This is a genomic window from Campylobacter ornithocola, from assembly GCF_013201605.1.
GTDB lineage: Bacteria > Campylobacterota > Campylobacteria > Campylobacterales > Campylobacteraceae > Campylobacter_D > Campylobacter_D ornithocola.
In genome coordinates this window covers 979,453-998,340 of record NZ_CP053848.1, presented here as the reverse complement: position 1 = coordinate 998,340, position 18,888 = coordinate 979,453, and the positions used below count along the sequence as shown (strand labels likewise).

Annotated in this window: 19 protein-coding genes; 13 read left to right on the top strand and 6 right to left on the bottom strand. The window is 28.6% G+C overall.

The features are described 5' to 3' along the window. Positions 1 to 19: 19 nt before the first annotated feature. Positions 20 to 985 carry a DNA polymerase III subunit delta gene (holA, locus tag CORN_RS05150; protein WP_066008718.1) on the bottom strand — a complete coding sequence of 322 codons (966 nt, stop codon included), beginning with the start codon at positions 983 to 985 and terminating at the stop codon, positions 20 to 22. Further along, positions 978 to 2,918 carry an RNB domain-containing ribonuclease gene (locus tag CORN_RS05145; protein WP_066008719.1) on the bottom strand — a complete coding sequence of 647 codons (1,941 nt, stop codon included), beginning with the start codon at positions 2,916 to 2,918 and terminating at the stop codon, positions 978 to 980. Before CORN_RS05145 ends, holA begins: the two co-directional genes overlap by 8 nt. A 108-nt stretch (positions 2,919 to 3,026) precedes the next feature. Between CORN_RS05145 and ilvC the strand changes: the two genes are divergently transcribed. From ilvC to CORN_RS05120, 5 genes are read left to right on the top strand one after another with little or no spacing between them, the layout of a single operon-like run. Further along, positions 3,027 to 4,049 carry a ketol-acid reductoisomerase gene (gene ilvC, locus CORN_RS05140; protein ID WP_066008720.1) on the top strand — a complete coding sequence of 341 codons (1,023 nt, stop codon included), beginning with the start codon at positions 3,027 to 3,029 and terminating at the stop codon, positions 4,047 to 4,049. A 1-nt stretch (position 4,050) separates the two neighbouring features. Beyond that, positions 4,051 to 5,124: a divergent polysaccharide deacetylase family protein gene (locus CORN_RS05135; RefSeq protein ID WP_245162307.1), complete on the top strand. Its 1,074-nt coding sequence runs from the start codon at positions 4,051 to 4,053 to the stop codon at positions 5,122 to 5,124. Beyond that, positions 5,111 to 5,878, top strand: coding sequence for a DNA-processing protein DprA (locus CORN_RS05130; RefSeq protein WP_066008721.1), 768 nt, complete (start codon positions 5,111 to 5,113; stop codon positions 5,876 to 5,878). Before CORN_RS05135 ends, CORN_RS05130 begins: the two co-directional genes overlap by 14 nt. Then, entirely contained in the window at positions 5,875 to 6,261 is a 387-nt protein-coding gene (gene ruvX, locus CORN_RS05125; RefSeq protein ID WP_066008722.1) for a Holliday junction resolvase RuvX, read from the top strand. The genes CORN_RS05130 and ruvX overlap by 4 nt, the downstream gene beginning before the upstream one ends. Then, the gene (locus CORN_RS05120; RefSeq protein ID WP_066008723.1) at positions 6,248 to 7,141 is read left to right on the top strand and encodes an RsmB/NOP family class I SAM-dependent RNA methyltransferase; all 894 of its coding nucleotides are present in this window, start codon (positions 6,248 to 6,250) and stop codon (positions 7,139 to 7,141) included. Before ruvX ends, CORN_RS05120 begins: the two co-directional genes overlap by 14 nt. Positions 7,142 to 7,324: 183 nt before the next feature. On the opposite strand, the gene rpsO is transcribed toward CORN_RS05120, so the two are convergent. Then, the gene (gene rpsO / locus CORN_RS05115; RefSeq protein WP_066008724.1) at positions 7,325 to 7,597 is read right to left on the bottom strand and encodes a 30S ribosomal protein S15; all 273 of its coding nucleotides are present in this window, start codon (positions 7,595 to 7,597) and stop codon (positions 7,325 to 7,327) included. A 181-nt stretch (positions 7,598 to 7,778) separates the two neighbouring features. Between rpsO and CORN_RS05110 the strand changes: the two genes are divergently transcribed. From CORN_RS05110 to CORN_RS05090, 5 genes are read left to right on the top strand one after another with little or no spacing between them, the layout of a single operon-like run. Next, positions 7,779 to 8,183: an Rrf2 family transcriptional regulator gene (locus tag CORN_RS05110; RefSeq protein WP_066008725.1), complete on the top strand. Its 405-nt coding sequence runs from the start codon at positions 7,779 to 7,781 to the stop codon at positions 8,181 to 8,183. After that, positions 8,176 to 10,335, top strand: coding sequence for a flagellar biosynthesis protein FlhA (gene flhA, locus CORN_RS05105; RefSeq protein WP_066008726.1), 2,160 nt, complete (start codon positions 8,176 to 8,178; stop codon positions 10,333 to 10,335). The genes CORN_RS05110 and flhA overlap by 8 nt, the downstream gene beginning before the upstream one ends. A 9-nt stretch (positions 10,336 to 10,344) precedes the next feature. Beyond that, positions 10,345 to 11,397, top strand: coding sequence for a DHH family phosphoesterase (locus CORN_RS05100; protein WP_066008727.1), 1,053 nt, complete (start codon positions 10,345 to 10,347; stop codon positions 11,395 to 11,397). Beyond that, positions 11,381 to 11,617, top strand: a complete 237-nt coding sequence (locus CORN_RS05095; protein ID WP_066008728.1) for a hypothetical protein — start codon at positions 11,381 to 11,383, stop codon at positions 11,615 to 11,617. The genes CORN_RS05100 and CORN_RS05095 overlap by 17 nt, the downstream gene beginning before the upstream one ends. After that, positions 11,614 to 12,243 carry a hypothetical protein gene (locus tag CORN_RS05090; RefSeq protein ID WP_094750339.1) on the top strand — a complete coding sequence of 210 codons (630 nt, stop codon included), beginning with the start codon at positions 11,614 to 11,616 and terminating at the stop codon, positions 12,241 to 12,243. Before CORN_RS05095 ends, CORN_RS05090 begins: the two co-directional genes overlap by 4 nt. On the opposite strand, the gene CORN_RS08550 is transcribed toward CORN_RS05090, so the two are convergent. Continuing rightward, positions 12,232 to 12,363: a hypothetical protein gene (locus CORN_RS08550; protein WP_280642221.1), complete on the bottom strand. Its 132-nt coding sequence runs from the start codon at positions 12,361 to 12,363 to the stop codon at positions 12,232 to 12,234. The genes CORN_RS05090 and CORN_RS08550 overlap by 12 nt on opposite strands. Before the next feature lie 240 nt (positions 12,364 to 12,603). Between CORN_RS08550 and CORN_RS05085 the strand changes: the two genes are divergently transcribed. The 3 genes from CORN_RS05085 to dnaK are packed head-to-tail and all read left to right on the top strand — an operon-like array spanning position 12,604 to position 15,778. Beyond that, the gene (locus CORN_RS05085) at positions 12,604 to 13,386 is read left to right on the top strand and encodes an HrcA family transcriptional regulator (protein WP_066008729.1); all 783 of its coding nucleotides are present in this window, start codon (positions 12,604 to 12,606) and stop codon (positions 13,384 to 13,386) included. Continuing rightward, entirely contained in the window at positions 13,383 to 13,892 is a 510-nt protein-coding gene (grpE, locus tag CORN_RS05080; protein WP_094750340.1) for a nucleotide exchange factor GrpE, read from the top strand. The genes CORN_RS05085 and grpE overlap by 4 nt, the downstream gene beginning before the upstream one ends. Before the next feature lie 23 nt (positions 13,893 to 13,915). Then, positions 13,916 to 15,778, top strand: coding sequence for a molecular chaperone DnaK (dnaK, locus tag CORN_RS05075; protein ID WP_066008730.1), 1,863 nt, complete (start codon positions 13,916 to 13,918; stop codon positions 15,776 to 15,778). Between the two features lie 25 nt (positions 15,779 to 15,803). Here dnaK and CORN_RS05070 read toward each other — a convergent pair whose 3' ends face one another. Then, entirely contained in the window at positions 15,804 to 17,462 is a 1,659-nt protein-coding gene (locus CORN_RS05070; protein WP_172663983.1) for a hypothetical protein, read from the bottom strand. A gap of 32 nt (positions 17,463 to 17,494) precedes the next feature. Further along, entirely contained in the window at positions 17,495 to 18,748 is a 1,254-nt protein-coding gene (locus tag CORN_RS05065) for a two-partner secretion domain-containing protein (protein WP_066006466.1), read from the bottom strand. Positions 18,749 to 18,888: the final 140 nt, after the last annotated feature.

The following is an 18,888-nucleotide window of genomic DNA, read 5'->3' as shown; positions in this document are numbered from 1 at the left end:
TATCATAAGTTTTCTTAATTTAACTTTTTAATATAGAGCTAAGTTGTAAAAGCGTAGCAATTAAAATTTCTTTTTTTTCTATTTTAGAGTTCTTTTTTAATTCATATTCACAATTACAAAGTGTTAAAAAGATATTTTTATATTGTGATATTTTGACTACAAGGGCTTGTTTTTGAAGATTTTGTGCTATGGAAATAGGCGGAGTATAGCCTAAAATTTCTTTTAAATCTAAATTTCCATAAATTTTAACATGCAATGCAACTTTAAAAAGTCTAAAAAAATTTGCATACAAAGCATTAATTAATGCTATTTCGTTATAATTTTCTAAAATATTTTCAAGCTCATTTCTTAGATCTTTTTTTTGCATAAGTTTATCAAAAAAGCTTTCAAAACTAATAGTGCTTAAACTATAGCAATGTTCTTGAATAATTTTTTCATCAATATTTAAACCACTAAATTTGTTTAATTCATTAGCTGCTAAATATAAATTTTCATTAAAATTATAAAAAAGAGCATAAAGAGCATTTTGGGTAATGTTGATATTTAATTCTTTGGCTTTTAAGGCTAATAGCTCTATACCCTCTTTGGCAGAATTTACTTTGTAGAATCTACAAAAATTATTATCAAAAATTTTTTCAGCCTCGCTTTGTTTGGAGTTTTCATCATAAATTTCAAGTATAAAATAATTATCCTGCGAATTTTGGCAAAGTTGGATAAGTTGTTTGAGTTCCTTGCCTAGAATTTTCTTTTGTGTTTTTATTTCTAGCAGCTTTCTTTCGCTAAATAATGAAGCACTAGATAAATAATCATAGGCTTGCTTAAAATCATACTCTTCAAAATAAAATCTTAAACTTTCATCAAAAGAGTACTTGTTTTTAATAAATTTAGCATAAAGTTCTATTTGAAAATTATCTACCCCATAAAGCAAGAAAAAATTAGGAAAATTATTACTATTAAGCAAGCTTTGGAGTTGATTTTTATACATTTTGATTTCTTTCTAAACTAAAATGCTTAGTGATTTTACCAAAAATTTTAGCACCAACAATATCTACTTCGGTAATTTCTACTTCTACATTTTCTAATAAATTCGCGTTTGAGCCTATGATGGTAATCAAAGCTCCTTTAATTTCATCATTTAATTTTACTTGTAATGAGCTTTGATTTTCAATTACCAAAGCTTTAAATCTTTTTCCTACATTTTCTTTCGCCCATCTTGCAAATTTTCTATCCATAAAATGCCATGCAACTTTATCTGCTTCTCTTTCTAATAAGCTTAATTCCTCACAAGTGTTTTGTATATTTAAAAGCAAATAATTAAACATTTTTTCATCATTGTTGATTTTAGCTTTTAAAAGTCTATGTAAAATAAGATCAGAATATCTTCTAATAGGGCTTGTAAAATGGGTATATTTATCAAAACCTAAACCAAAATGTCCTGCATTTTCACTAGAATATTCTGCCTTTTTTTGCGCTTTGATGATGAGTTTATCAACTTCTTCTCTTATATTTAGCTCATTTGCTAAGATTTGAATATCTTTGAATAGTTCTATGATATTGTTTTTAGGATTAATATCTATACTAAGTGTTGAAAGATCAGCTAGCAATTGATCTATTTTTTTATAATCAGGACTTAAGTGATTTCTAAAAACTCCTATATTAATGAGTTTTGCTGCGGCTTTATTAGCTAAAAGCATACAATCTTCAATTAAATTATGCGAAGCAGTGTCATTTTCGAGACGTGTTTTTATGAGTTTATTATTTTTATCTAAAGTCATTCTAAGTTCTTGAGTTTTAAATTCACATGCGTTTTTCAGACGTTTTTTACGTAAATTTTGAGTGATTTTAAAAACTTCATAAAGCCAATTAATTACACCTAAATCTTCGTGTGTTTGTAAATACTCATCAACTTCATCGTAATTAAAACGGCGTTTTGAGTTAATAATAGCCTCAAAAAGCTCTTCTTTAATCACTTCGTTGTTTTGATCTAAACTTATTTTAAAACAAAATGCTAATCTATCTTCGTTAGGTTTTAGTGAACAAATATTTTCACTCAAAGATCTTGGTAGCATAGGTATAGCAATATGAGGAAAATAAATCGAAAAACCCCTTGATCTTGCTTCTTTATCAATAGCACTATAAGCATGCACATAAGCACTCACATCAGCTATAGCTATATAAATAGCATGTTCATTTTTATCATAATAAATCGCATCATCAAAGTCTTTTGCATCAATTGGATCAATGGTGCAAAAATTTAAATTTCTAAGATCTTTTCTTGAAGGATACATGCTTGCATCAACTTCATTTCCATAAGCTCTTGCTTCATTTTCACATAGATTATCAAAAATTGCATTTTTATTAAAAAGTGCTAAAGAAATTTTTTCATCTACAAAATCATCATCAATATGTCCTATCACTTCGGTAATGTTGTTATCATGATTTTCTATTTTTAAAATAGTTCCTAATGGTAAAACTTTTAAGGATTTTTGAGAGGCTTTTAAAGCACAAGTGAGTCCTGTTTGAATATTTATCCCAAGGATTGCTTCGCCGTATTTTTTAGTCATAACTAAAGAAGTTTTATGAGCACGTTTAAGTATTAAAGCAACTTTAGCACTCGGACGCTTTTTTTTAATAGGGAGTAGTTTTGCTACAACTATATCAGCATAGTTTGCTCCTTTTAAATTTTTATTTTCTATGAGCAAATCACGCTTAAAAGCATCATCAAAACTTTCTAAAAATCCTGTTCCATTAGCTGAAATGTCAATCTTGCCAAAAGTAAAACCATTTTTTAAGTAGTATTTATTTTTATAAAATTTAATAATATCACAGGTTAATAACTCTCTGATGAGTTGCTTATTTTTATTGGTAATTTCACTAGCATTTAGACCATAGCTTAGTTGATTAAATAATTCTTTCATAAAACTCTTTATAGTATTTTTTCAAAACTTAAATTTTATCATAAAAGGATTAAATTTATATTTTTTAGTTATAATCTTTACTTTAATTTTAATTTTTAGGAGTACATAATGGCTGTGTCAATTTATTATGATAAAGATTGTGATATAAATTTAATAAAATCAAAAAAAGTAGCTATTATAGGTTTTGGCTCTCAAGGTCATGCTCATGCTATGAATTTAAGAGATAGCGGTGTGGAGGTGATTATAGGTTTAAAAGAGGGTGGGCAAAGTTGGGCAAAAGCTCAAAAAGCCAATTTTATAGTAAAAAGCGTAAAAGAAGCTACTAAAGAAGCGGATTTGATTATGATTTTAGCTCCTGATGAAATTCAAAGTGAAATTTTTAATGAAGAAATTAAACCTGAACTAAAAGCAGGTAAAACTTTGGCATTTGCACATGGTTTTAATATCCACTACGGACAAATCGTTGTTCCAGCAGGTATAGATGTGATCATGATAGCCCCTAAAGCTCCAGGACATACTGTAAGAAATGAATTTAGTATAGGTGGGGGTACTCCTTGTTTGATTGCTATCCATCAAGATGAAAGTAAAAATGCTAAAGCTTTGGCTTTAAGTTATGCTAGTGCTATAGGCGGTGGTAGAACAGGCATTATAGAAACGACTTTTAAGGCTGAAACAGAAACAGATTTATTTGGCGAGCAAGCAGTACTTTGTGGGGGGCTTAGTGCTTTAATTCAAGCTGGTTTTGAAACCTTAGTTGAAGCAGGGTATGAGCCAGAAATGGCATATTTTGAGTGTTTGCATGAGATGAAGTTGATTGTAGATTTGATTTATCAAGGTGGTATTGCTGATATGAGATATTCTGTTTCTAATACTGCTGAATATGGAGATTATATCACAGGACCTAAAATCATTACTAAAGAAACTAAAGAAGCAATGAAAGGTGTTTTAAAAGACATACAAAATGGAAGTTTTGCTAAAGATTTTATATTAGAAAGAAGAGCAAATTTTGCAAGAATGCACGCAGAGCGTAAATTAATGAATGATTCTTTGATAGAAAAAACAGGATGTGAGCTTCGTGCCATGATGCCTTGGATTAGTGCTAAAAAATTAGTTGATAAAGACAAAAACTAATTTGAAAACTATAAATAAAAAATACAAAGTGCTTTTGGCACTTTGCTTGGTTGTATTTGGAATTTTTCTTTTTGCATTTGGAGCTTTGTTTTTAAAAAAAGAGGAAAATAAAACTTTTGAATATAATCAAACAATAAACAAAAAAAAATCATTACCTGCAGTGGAACAAGAAAATAATTTTAGTCTTAATGATATAAATTTAACTTTAGAAAATGAGAAATTAGAATTTTTGGATAAAAATATTAGTGAAATTTTAAACTTAAATCCTGTAAATACAGAGTTAAATCAAACCAAAGAAGATAATCAAACTTCATTTTTAGAAATTGTTGAACAAAATGCAAGCAAAGAATTAAAAAACGAATTAAAAAACGAAGAGCAAAATATATCAAACAAAGACAATAATAAAACTCAAACCTTAGTACAAAAAAATACTAAACCTCGTCTAGCGATTATTATAGATGATATGGCAAGTCACACTCATGTAGATATGCTTAAAAAGACAAATTTAAAATTAATTCCATCTTTTTTTCCTCCTGATAAACACCATCCTTATACGGCTGAGTTTGCAAAGGATTTTGACTTTTTTATGGTGCATTTGCCGTTAGCAGCCATAAAATACGATAAAGCTGAATTAAATACTTTACATCCTAGTGATGATGTGCAAAAAATAAACAAACGTGTAGCTTTTGTAAAAGAGCAATTTCCAAAAGTAAAATTTATTAACAATCATACTGGAAGTTTATTTACTGCAAATAAGCAAGCTATGGAGAAATTATTTAATGCTTTTAAGCAAAATGATTTTATTTTTGTGGATTCAAGAACCATAGGAAATTCTAAGGCTAAAAATTTAACAAGTCATTTTAAGCAACCTTATATAGCTAGAGATGTTTTTTTAGATAATGAAGATGATATAGTATATATCAAAAACCAACTCAAGCAAGCAATAGATGAGGCAAAAAAGAAAGGTTTTGCTATAGCTATTGGTCATCCAAGAGAAAAGACTTTTAAAGCCTTGGTACAAAGTGTGGATTTATTAAATTCAGTTGAACTTGTGTATTTAAATGAAATTTATTGAGAATATTAAGGATTTTAAGGATATTTTAAATCCTCCTTCTAAAATTTATTACAAGGGCAATCTAGAGCTTTTAAATACCAGAAAAGTAGCTATTATAGGTTCTAGAAAAATGAGTATTTATACTAAAAATTGTCTTGTTGAATTGGTAGCTTTGTTAAAAAAAGCTAAGGTCTGTGTAGTAAGTGGCGGGGCTTTAGGAGTGGATATTCAAGTAGCTAAAATAGCTTATCCTCAAACCATAGCTATATTTGCTAATGGGCTTGATGAGATTTATCCAAAAGCAAACACAAATGAAATTTTAAATATTTATGAAAATGCTTTGGCTTTAAGTGAAAATGAAGGAAATTACAAGGCAAAGCCCTATGATTTTTTATTAAGAAATAGACTTATTATTGCTTTAAGTGAGGTTGTTGTAATAGCCCAGGCTGATTTAAAAAGTGGTTCTATGCAAAGTGCGAGACTTGCTTTAAGTATGAATAAACCTATATATGTATTGCCTCATAGGAAAAATGAAAGTGAGGGAACAAACTTACTTCTAGCTACGAAAAAAGCAAATTTAATTCATGATTTTGAAGAATTTGTAAAAATGTTTGGAGAGCTTCATCAAGAACAAAGTAAAGATGATTTATTAAGTTTTTTAAAACATGAAGATGATTTAGAAAAAGTTTTAAAAAAATTTGGTGATAGAGTTTATGAGTATGAGCTTGAGGGTTTGGTGGAAATATCTGGAGTGAAAATAAGAGTTTGCGTATGAAAACTTTAGCATTAGATATAGGTTTAAAGCGTATAGGTGTTGCTTTGTGTATTAATAAAAGCATAGCTATGCCACTTGAAGCTATTATTAGAAAAAATCGTAATCAAGCAGCAAATGAGGTGAAAAAATACATCAAAGAGTATGACATAAATACTTTAGTAGTAGGAATTCCTTTAGGTGGATCTAGTGAAGATGAAATGCGAAAAAGGGTAGAACATTTCATATCTTTACTTGATTTTGACAAAGAAGTATTTTTTGTTGATGAGAGCTTTAGTTCTAAAAATGCTCAAGAACTTGGTGTGATAAATTTAAAGAAAAAAGATGGTAAACTTGATTCTTTAGCGGCGTATTTATTTTTAAAGGATTTTTATGGCCTTGCTTGATTTAAATATAGTTTTAGATGAAATTTATACAAAAGAACAAAAAGAACAAATCCTTCAAAGTTTTAATCAAGAAAAATATGTCAATGTTTTTAGAAATTCTTTGCTTATTGATAATAAGGAGTTAGAAGAAATTCTAAATGGTGAAAATATAAAATTCGAAAAAATCGATAAGTATTGTTATAAGATATCTAGTATTTTCAAAAGCAAACTAAGTTCAATGAAAGCTTTTAGTGAAGGCAGGTTTTATATACAAAATTATTCTTCGTATTTGTGTGCTAAAACCTTGGATGTTAAAGCTAATGAGAATGTGTTAGATATGTGTGCAGCTCCTGGCGGAAAAAGCTTAAACTTAGCTAATTTTATGCAAAATGAAGGTTATTTGGCAAGTTGCGAATTATCCAAAACACGCTTTTTTACTTTAAAAAAAACTATGGAAAATTATCAAGTTAAAATTGCAAAATGTTTCTTGAAAGATGCACGTACTATAGGCAAAGCATGTCCTTTAAAATTTGATAAAATTTTACTTGATGCACCTTGTTCAACTTTTGCAAAAATGGGTTTTGAAATACAAAAAAACACAAAAGAAATTAAGCAAATTGCAAATTTACAAAAAAAACTTTTACACTCAGCATTGCTAGCCTTAAAACATGGTGGAGAATTAGTATATAGTACTTGTACATTTTTAAGAGAAGAAAACGAAGCGATTTTAGAAAATGCATTGAGAAATGAGAATTTTAACTTAGAATTGCTTGATTTTGATTTAGCTAATGTTGAATTTATTAAGGCAAAAAGTGATGAATTTGATTTATCATTTGCCAAAAGAGTTTTGCCAGATGATTATGCAGATGGGTTTTTTATAGCAAAAGTGAAAAAACATTAAAAATCAATAAATTTAAATGTGAAAAATATTTTTATTTATAAAACTTAAAGTGCTATTTTTAGGTACTTGTAAGCCAAAAATCACATTGTGAAACTCTTGTGAATAAATGAAGAAAATTTAAAAACTTAAATTGTAAAAAATAATAAAAAAATAAGAAGTAGAGTGGATAAATAAGCACGAGGCTTATTTATCTCTTAAATTCAATTCACTAATTAATTTAGTATAGGCTTGGTAGTCTTTTCTTTTTAGATAAGATAAAAGTCTTTTTCTTTGACCAACAAGCTTTAAAAGACCTAAGCGAGAAGAAAAATCTTTTTTATAGATTTTTAAGTGTTCTGTTAATTCTGAAATTCTTGCACTTAAAAGTGCAATTTGAACTTCTGGAGAACCTGTATCCCCTTCTTTTCTAGCAAATTTTGCAACTATTTCTGCTTTTTTAGCCGAATCTAAAGCCATAATAGACCTCCTGAGCGGTATATTTAAAATTTAAAAAACACAATTATAACTAAAAAACCAAAAAAAATGCTGAAATTTAAAAAATATGAAATTTAATATTTATCAATACTTATTTTTGATATAATAAAAATTTTTATTAATAATCAAACTAATATATTATATATAACTTGAAAGGAACAAAGTGTTATTTACCAAAGCTAGCGAGTACGCTTTATTGTCTTTAATTCATATAGCAAAATCTCAAGAACCACAAGATGTAGATACCATGTCTAGCATTTTAGATATACCGAAAAGTTTTTTAGCAAAAATTTTACAAGCACTCGCTAAAGATGCACTTTTAAAATCTTATAAAGGTGCTAAGGGTGGATTTATGCTTGTAAAAAAGCCAAATGAATATACTTTGAAAGAAATTATTAATAGTGTGGAGAAAAAATCTATTAATGTATTTGAGTGTAGTAATGGAATTTGCCCTTCTCAAAAAGAAGATAACTGCAAAATTATGCCTGTTTTAGTGAAACTTCAAAGTAAAATCGATGATTTTTTAGTTTCTATTACTTTAGAGGATATTATTCAAAATAATGGCTAAAAGAAATATTTTTAGCTTAGTTTTGCCTTGGGTTGCTCCGCTTATTGCTCCTATTGTAAAGGCAAAAAGTCTAACTATAGTAGCTGTAATTATTGCGATTTTAGCTATTATTATAGTACCTTTACCAAGTATAGTTTTAGATTTTTTTCTTGCTTTAAGTATTGCAATTTCGGTTTTAATTATTTTAATTTCTTTGTATATACCAAAACCTACAGACTTAACAACTTTTCCAACTTTAATTTTAATTATCACACTTTTTAGGCTTTCACTTAATATAGCCACCACGCGTATGATTTTAAGTGAAGGGCACCAAGGTCCTGCTGCAGTGAGTGATATAATAGCAAGTTTTGGTGAATTTGTTGTTAGTGGAAATTATGTTATAGGTATGGTTATATTTTGCATCTTAGTTTTAATTAACTTTATGGTTGTAACTAAAGGTAGTACTAGAGTTTCTGAAGTTCAAGCAAGATTTACTCTTGATGCAATGCCAGGTAAGCAAATGGCAATTGATGCAGATTTGAATGCGGGGTTAATTGATGAAAAAACTGCACGTGCAAGACGTCAAGAAATCATTGCTGAGGCAAACTTTTATGGAGCAATGGACGGTTCTTCTAAATTTATAAAAGGAGATGCTGTTGCTGGGATTATTATCACTATTGTAAATTTAATCGGTGGATTTATGATAGGTTATTTTCAGCATGATATGGAACTTGGTGAATGTGCTTCAACTTATACTATATTAACTATAGGTGATGGACTTGTTTCTCAAATTCCTGGTCTTATAACCTCTACTGCTACTGCTATTATTATTACGCGTGCTAGTAAAGATGAGGATAATTTTGCTGAAGGTTCTATTAATCAACTTTTAGGAGAATACAAAACCTTACTTATTGTGGGATTTATATTGTTTATTTTTGCTTTAGTACCAGGTTTACCTCACTTTTCTTTAGGTTTTATGGCTTTAGTGTTTTTGGGGCTTGGTTATATGATAAAACAAGTGCAAGAAGGTAAAATTCAAATTAATACAATTTCAACTAAAAAATCTCAAGAGACTGATGAGCAAGAGCAAACTAAACCTCAAAAACGTAGTGAAGAAGAAATTTTAAAAGAAGAAGAAAATAAAATTACAGATATTTTAAAATTAGAAATTCTAGAACTAGAGTTGGGTTATGGTCTTATTAAATTAGCTGAAAGTGAATTGACAGAGCGTATTAGATCCACAAGACGCAATATAGCTCAAAGCTTAGGTTTTTTAATGCCAAAAATTAGAATTAGAGATAATTTACAATTAAAGCCAAATGAATATACTTTTAAACTTAAAGGCGTGGGGATAGCTAGTGCTGAAATTTATCCTGATAAGTATTTGGCTATGGATAGTGGTTTTATCACTGAACCTATTGAGGGTATAGCTACTAAGGAGCCTGCATTTAATTCAGATGCATTATGGATAGAGTCATCTTTAAAAGATGAAGCAACATTGAATGGTTATATTGTGATAGATCCAGCAAGTGTGATTTCAACTCATATGAGTGAGCTTATTAAAGCTAATGCATCAGAGCTTTTAACCAAACAAGAAGTGCAAAATTTATTAGATAAAATTAAAAATGATTATCCTATTGTGGTGGATGATTGTTTAAGAGTTGCTAGTATAGGTTTAATTCAAAAAGTCTTAAAAGCCTTACTTAAAGAGCACATTCCTATCAAAGATATGCTTACTATTTTAGAGTCAATTAGTGATATAGCTGAAGTAAGTAAAAGTTTGGATATGATTATAGAACATGTAAGAGCTTCTTTGGCAAGAGCAATTACAAATTTATATGTTGACGAAAAAGGCCAAATTAGCTTTTATATTTTTGATGCTGCTGCTGCTGCAAAATTAATGGAACATGTGCAATTTAAAGATGGAACTTATCATTTAATGATTAATGTAGCTCAAACTGGAGCTTTAGTAGAGGCATTAAAAGCTGAGCTTGCAAGCGTGGCAAACACAAGAATCAAACCTTTCTTGCTTTGTGTTGAACCACAACTTAGAAAATTTATTGCTGATATTTGCTCAAATTTTGGTATCAATATCACGGTTTTAAGTTTTGCTGAAATCGCAGAAAATACTAAATTTGAAACCGAAGGTATTATAAGAGTTGATAATTTATAAAGGAAAAATATGAAAATTTATCATCTTTCACATACAGATTTAGATGGCTATGCGTGTCAGTATGTGCTAGATTTTTATTTTAAAAATTGTTATTTTTACAATTCTAATTATGGTAAAGAGATTAATGAAAACTTTAATGTAATTTTTAAAAACATAGAAGAGAATTTAAAAGAAAATCCCAATGAAGAATTCGTGATTTTGATTACAGATTTAAATTTAACATTAAGTCAATGTGAAGATTTTCAAAAAGCTATAGAAGGTAAAAAAATAAAGCTTTTACTTTTAGACCACCATCAAAGTGGTTTAGAATGTATGCAAAAATATCCTTGGTATTTTTTAGATGATAAAAGATGTGCTACTAAGATTGTTTATGATTTTTTTAGCAGATGTTATGGTGAAAATAAATCTTTATCAGAATTTGTAGATGTAGTGAACGCAGTAGATATTTGGCTTAGTGAAGATAAAAATTTTGAGCTTGGAAAAGTTTTACTTGGTATGGTTTCAGGTGCAAAAGAAATCAACAGAGTAATGTTTGCACAAGAAAACATAAAATATCTTTTTCATCTTTTTGATGTTTGTAGAAAATATATCCATCAAAAGAATGCCCATATCAGTTTGGATAATGATTTGCATAGTTTAAAAAAATCTTTTTTTAAAAAAGAAAATGATGATACATTAAGCAATTTAATTTCCAAATTTGTAGTAGAAAGATTAAGTATAAATAAAGAAAAATTTAGCGTGTTTTATAAAGGAAGTAAAGGTTTATTAACTTCAAATATAGGCAATACTTCCGTAATTGGAAATGATTTTTTAATGCAAAATCCTGACTTTGATTTTTTTGTTGATCTTAGCTCAAGAAAAACCTTAAGTTTTAGAGCAAATAACAAAATAGATGTAAGTTTAATGGCTAAAAATTTAGTCAATGGGGGAGGGCATAAAAATGCTAGTGGAGGATTGTTTGTCGCATACAAAGATAGCTCTAATTATGATTTTATAAAGGCACAATTTATAGATTTAATTAAAAGTAAAGAATTAAAGGAAAACAATGAAAACAAATCATGATTTTAAAGAAGAAATAGAAAATTTACAATATGAGTTAAGCATAGTATTAGAAGCAATGCTTTTATTTGCTGGGGTAAAAAGAGCAAAATTAGAAAAAGCAATTGGAGTCTATATTGACTGTATTGATGAGGTTTGTCAAAATACCCAAAAAGAAGGAGTCGATGAGATCTTAGAAGTGGTAGAGTATTTAAAAAATCATCATAAAGATTTATTTGAATGAAAATTTTATTATTGTTTTTTATGAGTATTTTTTCTTATGCTAATATTTATGAAGAACTGAGTGATTTTGCTTACAATAAACAAAATACTCTTAATTTAAATACAAATCAAGCTTTAATTTTGGAGTATAAAAAAAATAAACAAGCTTGTGTAGATATAGTGCTTGCCAATGACAAAGCTTATGTTGTTAAAATTTATCCATTGTGTGAAAATTTAAATGAAAAAAGCTTAAATGAGTATTTAAATACACAATTTATAAGTTTATATACTAAAGATTTATCAAAACTTAGAAAAGAAATTTCTGATATTAAAAATATTATGCGTGATTTTATGATTTATTATACTTTACATCAAACTTTTGCTGACGATATTAAAAAAATGAGTAAAAACAATAAATTACAAGTACATGAATTAAATGAAAAAACTGGTGGAAAAATTCTTTATAAGATTAATGATAAAGCTTGTGTGGTTTTTGATTTATATTTAGACGAAAATTTGCAAGCTAGTATGCAAGTAAGCGGAATGGAGAATTTGGATAAAACTTGTATGGAATTAATTTCATCTCCTGATTTTAAAGACTTGTCTTTTACAAAAGAGAGTATGAGAAAATACAAATTAAAAAACTAGTCTAAAAAACTTTAAATAATATAACTTTAAAATTCTACTTAAAACCATTTTTTTTCTTTCTATATTAGAAAATACATAAGCTTCAAGATCTTGTTTTTCTCTCAAAGTAAGATTTTTCATTATTTTAAACCTTTTAGAAAATATTGCCAAGCGAAATTATATTATCTTTTCTTTTAAAAAAGCTGAAAAATAAGTTTTTATATATTGTATATTAATGACTAAATAAAGTTTAGTTATATAGACTAAATAATATTAAATATTTTTATTTAAAAATAGCTTGACATTATTATACTAAAGTTGTATAATTATCTTGTCACTTAAAAACATTAAGTGCTAAAAATAAAAAATCAAGGTTTTGTAGTGAAGTCTTATAGCAAGAAAGATTTAATTTTAAAAACCATTATTGAAACTTACTTAGAGGGTAATAATCCAGTAGGTTCTAATGAATTAAATCACAAAGTTAGTATACCAGCTTCTACTATAAGAGTTTATTTTAAAAAACTAAGCGATGAAGGTGTTTTAACACAACTTCATATTAGCAGTGGTCGCATACCAACTTTTTCTGCTATGAAAGCTTATTGGTATGAGCAGCTTTATGAGAATGAAATCGTGATTAACGATCTTGCTTTGCTAGAGTTTTTGTTAGATAAATTTGAAATTTATACTTTGATTTATGGTGGCGACGAGCTTGTTTTGCAAGGTGTTGATATAGTAAATGATAAGTTTATTGTGCTTGATTTTGTGCAAAATGAAATTGTATTGAAATTTAATCAAGATAGTTTGATTTTCTTGCAAAGGCTGATAGGGCTTGATTTAAAGAGTATTGAAAACTTAGCTTTTAGAGTTGAGTTTAAAGAATTGTTAGGAAAAATAGCTATGTTAAAACAAGCTATGATTTATTATAGATATAATGAGAGTAAGGCTTATCAAATTTATCAAAACGATGAATTTGCTAAGCTTTTATCTCCTCAAATTGGATTTTATTTTAATGATAAATTACAATTTCAACCTTTATTTGAAGAGGGTTTTATGGGGTTAAAGCTTAAGAGTACATTTTTGGGTAAAGAATCTAATGCGATATTTGCTGGAAGTGTGTATTCTGATTTTAAAACAATGTTAAATATTATAAAGGAGGCTGCGTGAGCGAAGAAAAGCAAAATGAAGAAATGTTAGAAGAGGCAGTAGATAATTCAGATAATCAAAACAATGAATTAGAAAAACTTCAAGCAGATTATAATGAGTTAAAAGATACTTATTTAAGAGCAAATGCTGAATTTGAAAATATCAAAAAAAGAATGGAAAAAGAAAAAATTTCAGCAACCATTTATGCAAATGAAAGTTTTGCTAAAGATTTGCTTGATGTAGTTGATGCATTAGAAGCGGCTATTAATGTAGAAGCTAATGATGAATTAAGTTTAAAAATAAAAGAGGGGGTTCAAAACACTTTAGACTTGCTTTTGAAAAAACTTGAAAAACATATGGTTAAAGTAATAGAAGCAAATGGTGAGTTTGATCCAAATTTACATGAAGCAATGTTTCATGTTGAAAGTGCTAATCATGAAAGCGGTCATATTGTTCAACTTTTACAAAAGGGTTATATGATGAATGATAGGGTAATTAGATCAGCAAAAGTTAGTGTTGCAAAATAAAAATTTAATAAAAAGGATAAAAAATGGCAAAAGTTATAGGTATAGATTTAGGTACAACAAACTCTTGTGTAAGTGTATATGAAAGAGGTGAGAGTAAAGTTATCCCAAATAAAGAAGGTAAAAACACTACTCCTTCAGTAGTTGCTTTTACAGATAAGGGTGAGGTTTTAGTTGGAGATAGTGCTAAGCGTCAGGCTGTGACTAATCCTGAAAAAACTATTTATTCTATAAAAAGAATTATGGGTTTAATGATTAATGAAGAAGCGGCAAAAGAAGCTAAAAATCGCTTGCCTTATCATATCACAGAAAGAAATGGTGCTTGTGCGATTGAAATAGCAGGTAAAATTTACACTCCACAAGAAATTTCAGCAAAAGTTTTAATGAAATTAAAAGAAGATGCGGAAGCTTTCTTGGGTGAAAAAGTAGAAGATGCGGTTATTACTGTTCCTGCGTATTTTAATGATGCTCAAAGAAAAGCTACAAAAGAAGCAGGACAAATTGCAGGGCTTAATGTATTAAGAATTATCAACGAGCCAACAGCAGCAGCTTTGGCTTATGGACTTGATAAAAAAGAAAGTGAAAAAATCGTAGTTTATGATTTAGGCGGTGGCACATTTGATGTTACCGTGCTTGAAACAGGTGATAATGTAGTAGAAGTTTTAGCAACAGGTGGTAATGCATTCTTAGGTGGAGATGATTTTGATAATAAATTAATCGACTTTTTGGCTAATGAGTTTAAAGATGAAACAGGTATTGATCTTAAAAATGATGTAATGGCTTTACAGAGATTAAAAGAAGCAGCTGAAAATGCTAAAAAGGAATTAAGCTCAGCGAATGAAACTAATATCAATTTACCATTTATTACAGCTGATGCAAGTGGTCCAAAACACTTAACCAAAACTCTAACAAGAGCTAAATTTGAAAGTATGATTGATGGTTTGGTTGCTGAAACTATTAGTAAGATTAATGAAGTTGTAAAAGATGCAGGACTTGACAAAAGCGAAGTAAAAGAAATTGTTATGGTAGGTGGTTCTACTCGTGTTCCTTTAGTTCAAGAGGAAGTTAAAAAAGCTTTTGGAAAAGAATTAAATAAATCAGTAAATCCAGATGAAGTTGTTGCAATTGGTGCAGCAATTCAAGGTGCGGTTATTAAAGGTGATGTAAAAGATGTATTGTTGCTTGATGTAACTCCACTTTCTTTGGGTATTGAAACCTTAGGTGGGGTTATGACTAAAATCATCGAAAAAGGCACAACTATACCAACTAAAAAAGAACAAGTTTTCTCAACAGCTGAGGATAATCAAAGTGCAGTTACTATTAATGTTTTACAAGGCGAGAGAGAATTTAGCCGTGATAATAAATCTTTAGGAAATTTTAATCTTGAAGGAATTCCACCGGCACCTCGTGGTATGCCACAAATTGAAGTAACTTTTGATATAGACGCAAATGGTATTTTAACAGTTAGTGCAAAAGATAAAGCTACAGGTAAAGCTCAAGAGATTAAAATCACAGGTTCAAGTGGTTTAAGTGAAGAAGAAATCAACAATATGGTAAAAGATGCAGAACTTCATAAAGAAGAAGATAGAAAACGCAAAGAAGCAGTAGAAGCTAGAAACGCTGCTGATAGCTTAGTACATCAAGTAGAAAAATCTTTAAGTGAGCTTGGGGATAAGGTAAGCGATGAGGATAAAGCAAATATCCAAAAAGCTTTAGATGAACTAAAAGAGACATTGAAAAATACTAATGCTTCTAAAGAAGAAATTGAAAGCAAAATGAAAGCTTTAAGCGAAGTTTCCCATAAATTAGCAGAAAATATGTATAAAAAAGAAGAACCAAACACTCAAAAGAAAAAAGATGATGATGTAATTGATGCTGAAGTTGAGTAAAATTTAAGTGCACATTCTAGTGCACTTAAAAACTTTCAACCACACAAGGATTCATAGTTTTATAATTATCACTTACTATGCAGGTTTTACCTTTTTGATTCATAGAAGCTTCTTCTATTTCTTCTTGTTCTTCCTCATCATCTATGGCTTCATTACCTATAGAGTTAAAAGTAGAACTTTGTTCAAAGCTTAAAGAAAAATCTGGTTTATTATCTATTGGTGGCTCAACTGGATCAATAGGTTTATCTGGTATATCTATTTCACCACTACCATTGTTATTATCTTTAATAGAAGCTAAAATAGGATAAGGTATTTTAATAGCTGATAATTCTCCTTCAACAATAAAATGTCCGTTAGATTTATCCTTTGCTTGTGCTTGTAGATTATTAAAGCCTTTAATTAATTCTTCTATAGTTTTAGTTTCACCTTGTGCTTGAGCTATTAAAGCAAATAATTCATTGCTAATATCTTTAAAAGCTTGATCGTTTTTATTTGCTAAACCTTTATTGATTAATTCTACATATTTATTATAAGCTAAGGCTAATTCATTAAGTTGATTATAATAATCTTGCTTATTGAAATTCTCATTAGCTTTGTTGATTGAATTTACCTTGTCTTTTAAAGTAATTTGGATAAAGTTATTTACTTTGTCTTTATTAGCATTAGCTTGAGTATAAACTTCAGAAACGTCAGCTATGACTTTATCTTTAATGTTTATAGCTTCTTTGTTTGCAAATTTATCATTACTAGCTTCTTTTAGACCATTCTTTTGATAAGCTAATAAAAAGTCTAAGCTTTGAATCATAGAATGAGCTATATCAAGTCTTTCATCCTCTGGATATTTATCTTTACTTAAAAGATAATCAGCTAAAAATTCTGCTTTAGATGTAGGATTGTTTTTATCAATCTTGCTATAAGCTACTAATAACTCATTTAGGGTATTTATATCTACTACATAGAATTTATCTTTTAAATCAGCTATGATTTGGTTTTCTAAATCTTCTTTGCTTATAATATCATCTTTATCCAAAGTGGCTTGTTCGTTTTTGATAGTTTCTATGTTGGGGATTAAAGGTTTTTGAGACTCCATAATGTCAGGATGAGTTATATTAGGTAGAGATTGAGTTGGTTTTTCTATTTCAAAGTCTGTTGTAAAGATTAAATTTCCGTTTTTATCTTTATGCAATCCTTCACTAGCTAAGGCTTGTAAAACACCTTGTTCAAAGTTTGTATAACCTTGAGTTTCATCTATGTAGGTGTGAATGTTTATTTTATCATTAGTATTACCCCAAAAAGATTGATCAGCAGTTGCATTGGTTAAATCGTTTTTGTGGTGGTAGATGTGGATGTTGGAAAGAATAGTTGTTGGTATATCCAAATCCAAACTACCATCATAAGCACCTGGTTTAAAGTATAGATAAATATTTTCTAATTTTGAATCCGTAGCATAAAAAGAACCTATAAATTCATGACCGTTAATACTACTTACATTATTTAAAATTATATTCGAAGCAGACAAATTATCAGTTTCTATAAGTCCTATAAATCCAGCAATATAACCATTATTTTTTTGCTCTGATATATTTATATTAATATTATTTAAGGCAATATTTTCAATTTTATTACCTCCTAAAAACCCACCAAATCCACCTACGATTATATTTGGACTATATGAACCTTCCATTATATTATATATTTGTATTGTTTCTATATTACTTAATGTAATATTTTAGCATTTGCAATCATTCCTGCTAATCCACCAATATTAATCATACCCACATCTTCAGCATTAAAATATATTTTAATCCCACCACCTTCATAATCAACATTAATATTTTTTATAGTACTACTAGCTTCAAAACCTCCGAATACACCAATATTTCTATAATTTTCGTCTAAAAAAATTTCCATATTAATATTGCTAAGTGTATACCCTTGACCATCAAAATCTTCAAAAATAACACCACTTATACTAGGTATCATATTAGTACAACCAAGCCCATCTATACAATAATTAGCATAGTTTTGCCAGTCCTTACCTTCTACTCCTTTACCTTGATTACCTTTAAAATCTATATCATTAGTTAATCTATACTCACTAGCATTAAGCATAAAATCCCATGTTCTCTCATTCCACCCTTTAGCAAAGTGCCACCAATCTACATCAGAGCCTATACCTACATATTTATATACGTTAAAGTTGCTATTTGTATTTGTATATTTATCAAACACTTTAAAAGAATTAGGATTATAATAATACCCACTAGCATTTAAATACATAGAACCTTTAAAATTATTACCATTGCTTCCCTTGATATTTAATTTGCCAAGTTTATTACCATTAATAGAACTTACATCAACATAAACTTCATTGCCTTGTAAGGTTATTTCATTAGCTGAAATTTGTTTTGAGTGTTCTCCTAAATTTTTATCATAGTCAGCATATGCATTAGACACTACTATATTACCTTGTAAAACAACACTAGCAGCATTAATTTCACCACCCATATTCACTACATTACCACCCTTAGATGGTTTAAATACAGGAGAAAAGCTTAAACCATCATCAAAGCTTTTTAAATCAGCAAATGCTTTCATATCATTATCACTCATAGATGAAGTAGAAGCCACAAAGCGATTAGCATTGATAGTTCCATTTTTAGTAATGATTACTCCATTAGGGTTGATTAAAAAGACATTATTACCACTTGCGTTTAATATACCATCTATAGTAGATTTACTTGTTCCATGAGCAATGTTTAGGTAGTTTTGTTGTCCTTTGAAATTACTATTTCCAAAGTTTACACTTTCGCCCTTACCTATACTAAAACCACCACCCCATTGTATGATAGAGTTTTGTTTATTGCCACTAATATTTAAAGTATTATTGTTTGGTTTAGATATAGTTCCACTAGTCTCATGAGTAAATTTACCTCCACTAGGTAAAGCAAAAGAAGATGAAAAGAGCAAATATGCAACTATATTTGAAAGAAGAATTTGTTTTGAAAGTTTTTTATAAGAAGGAGTTAAATCAAAATTATTCGATTCCCCCCCCCCGTGGAGTAAATATTGACATAATAAATCCTTTAATAAAAATTTATGTATGTTAA

Coding starts and splice junctions, on each gene's coding strand:
- holA (WP_066008718.1), bottom strand. CDS start 985: ATGTATAAAAATCAACTCCAAAGCTTGCTTAATAGTAATAATTTTCCT.
- CORN_RS05145 (WP_066008719.1), bottom strand. CDS start 2,918: ATGAAAGAATTATTTAATCAACTAAGCTATGGTCTAAATGCTAGTGAA.
- ilvC (WP_066008720.1), top strand. CDS start 3,027: ATGGCTGTGTCAATTTATTATGATAAAGATTGTGATATAAATTTAATA.
- CORN_RS05130 (WP_066008721.1), top strand. CDS start 5,111: ATGAAATTTATTGAGAATATTAAGGATTTTAAGGATATTTTAAATCCT.
- ruvX (WP_066008722.1), top strand. CDS start 5,875: ATGAAAACTTTAGCATTAGATATAGGTTTAAAGCGTATAGGTGTTGCT.
- CORN_RS05120 (WP_066008723.1), top strand. CDS start 6,248: ATGGCCTTGCTTGATTTAAATATAGTTTTAGATGAAATTTATACAAAA.
- rpsO (WP_066008724.1), bottom strand. CDS start 7,597: ATGGCTTTAGATTCGGCTAAAAAAGCAGAAATAGTTGCAAAATTTGCT.
- flhA (WP_066008726.1), top strand. CDS start 8,176: ATGGCTAAAAGAAATATTTTTAGCTTAGTTTTGCCTTGGGTTGCTCCG.
- CORN_RS05100 (WP_066008727.1), top strand. CDS start 10,345: ATGAAAATTTATCATCTTTCACATACAGATTTAGATGGCTATGCGTGT.
- CORN_RS05095 (WP_066008728.1), top strand. CDS start 11,381: ATGAAAACAAATCATGATTTTAAAGAAGAAATAGAAAATTTACAATAT.
- CORN_RS05090 (WP_094750339.1), top strand. CDS start 11,614: ATGAAAATTTTATTATTGTTTTTTATGAGTATTTTTTCTTATGCTAAT.
- CORN_RS08550 (WP_280642221.1), bottom strand. CDS start 12,363: ATGAAAAATCTTACTTTGAGAGAAAAACAAGATCTTGAAGCTTATGTA.
- dnaK (WP_066008730.1), top strand. CDS start 13,916: ATGGCAAAAGTTATAGGTATAGATTTAGGTACAACAAACTCTTGTGTA.
- CORN_RS05070 (WP_172663983.1), bottom strand. CDS start 17,462: ATGGAAGGTTCATATAGTCCAAATATAATCGTAGGTGGATTTGGTGGG.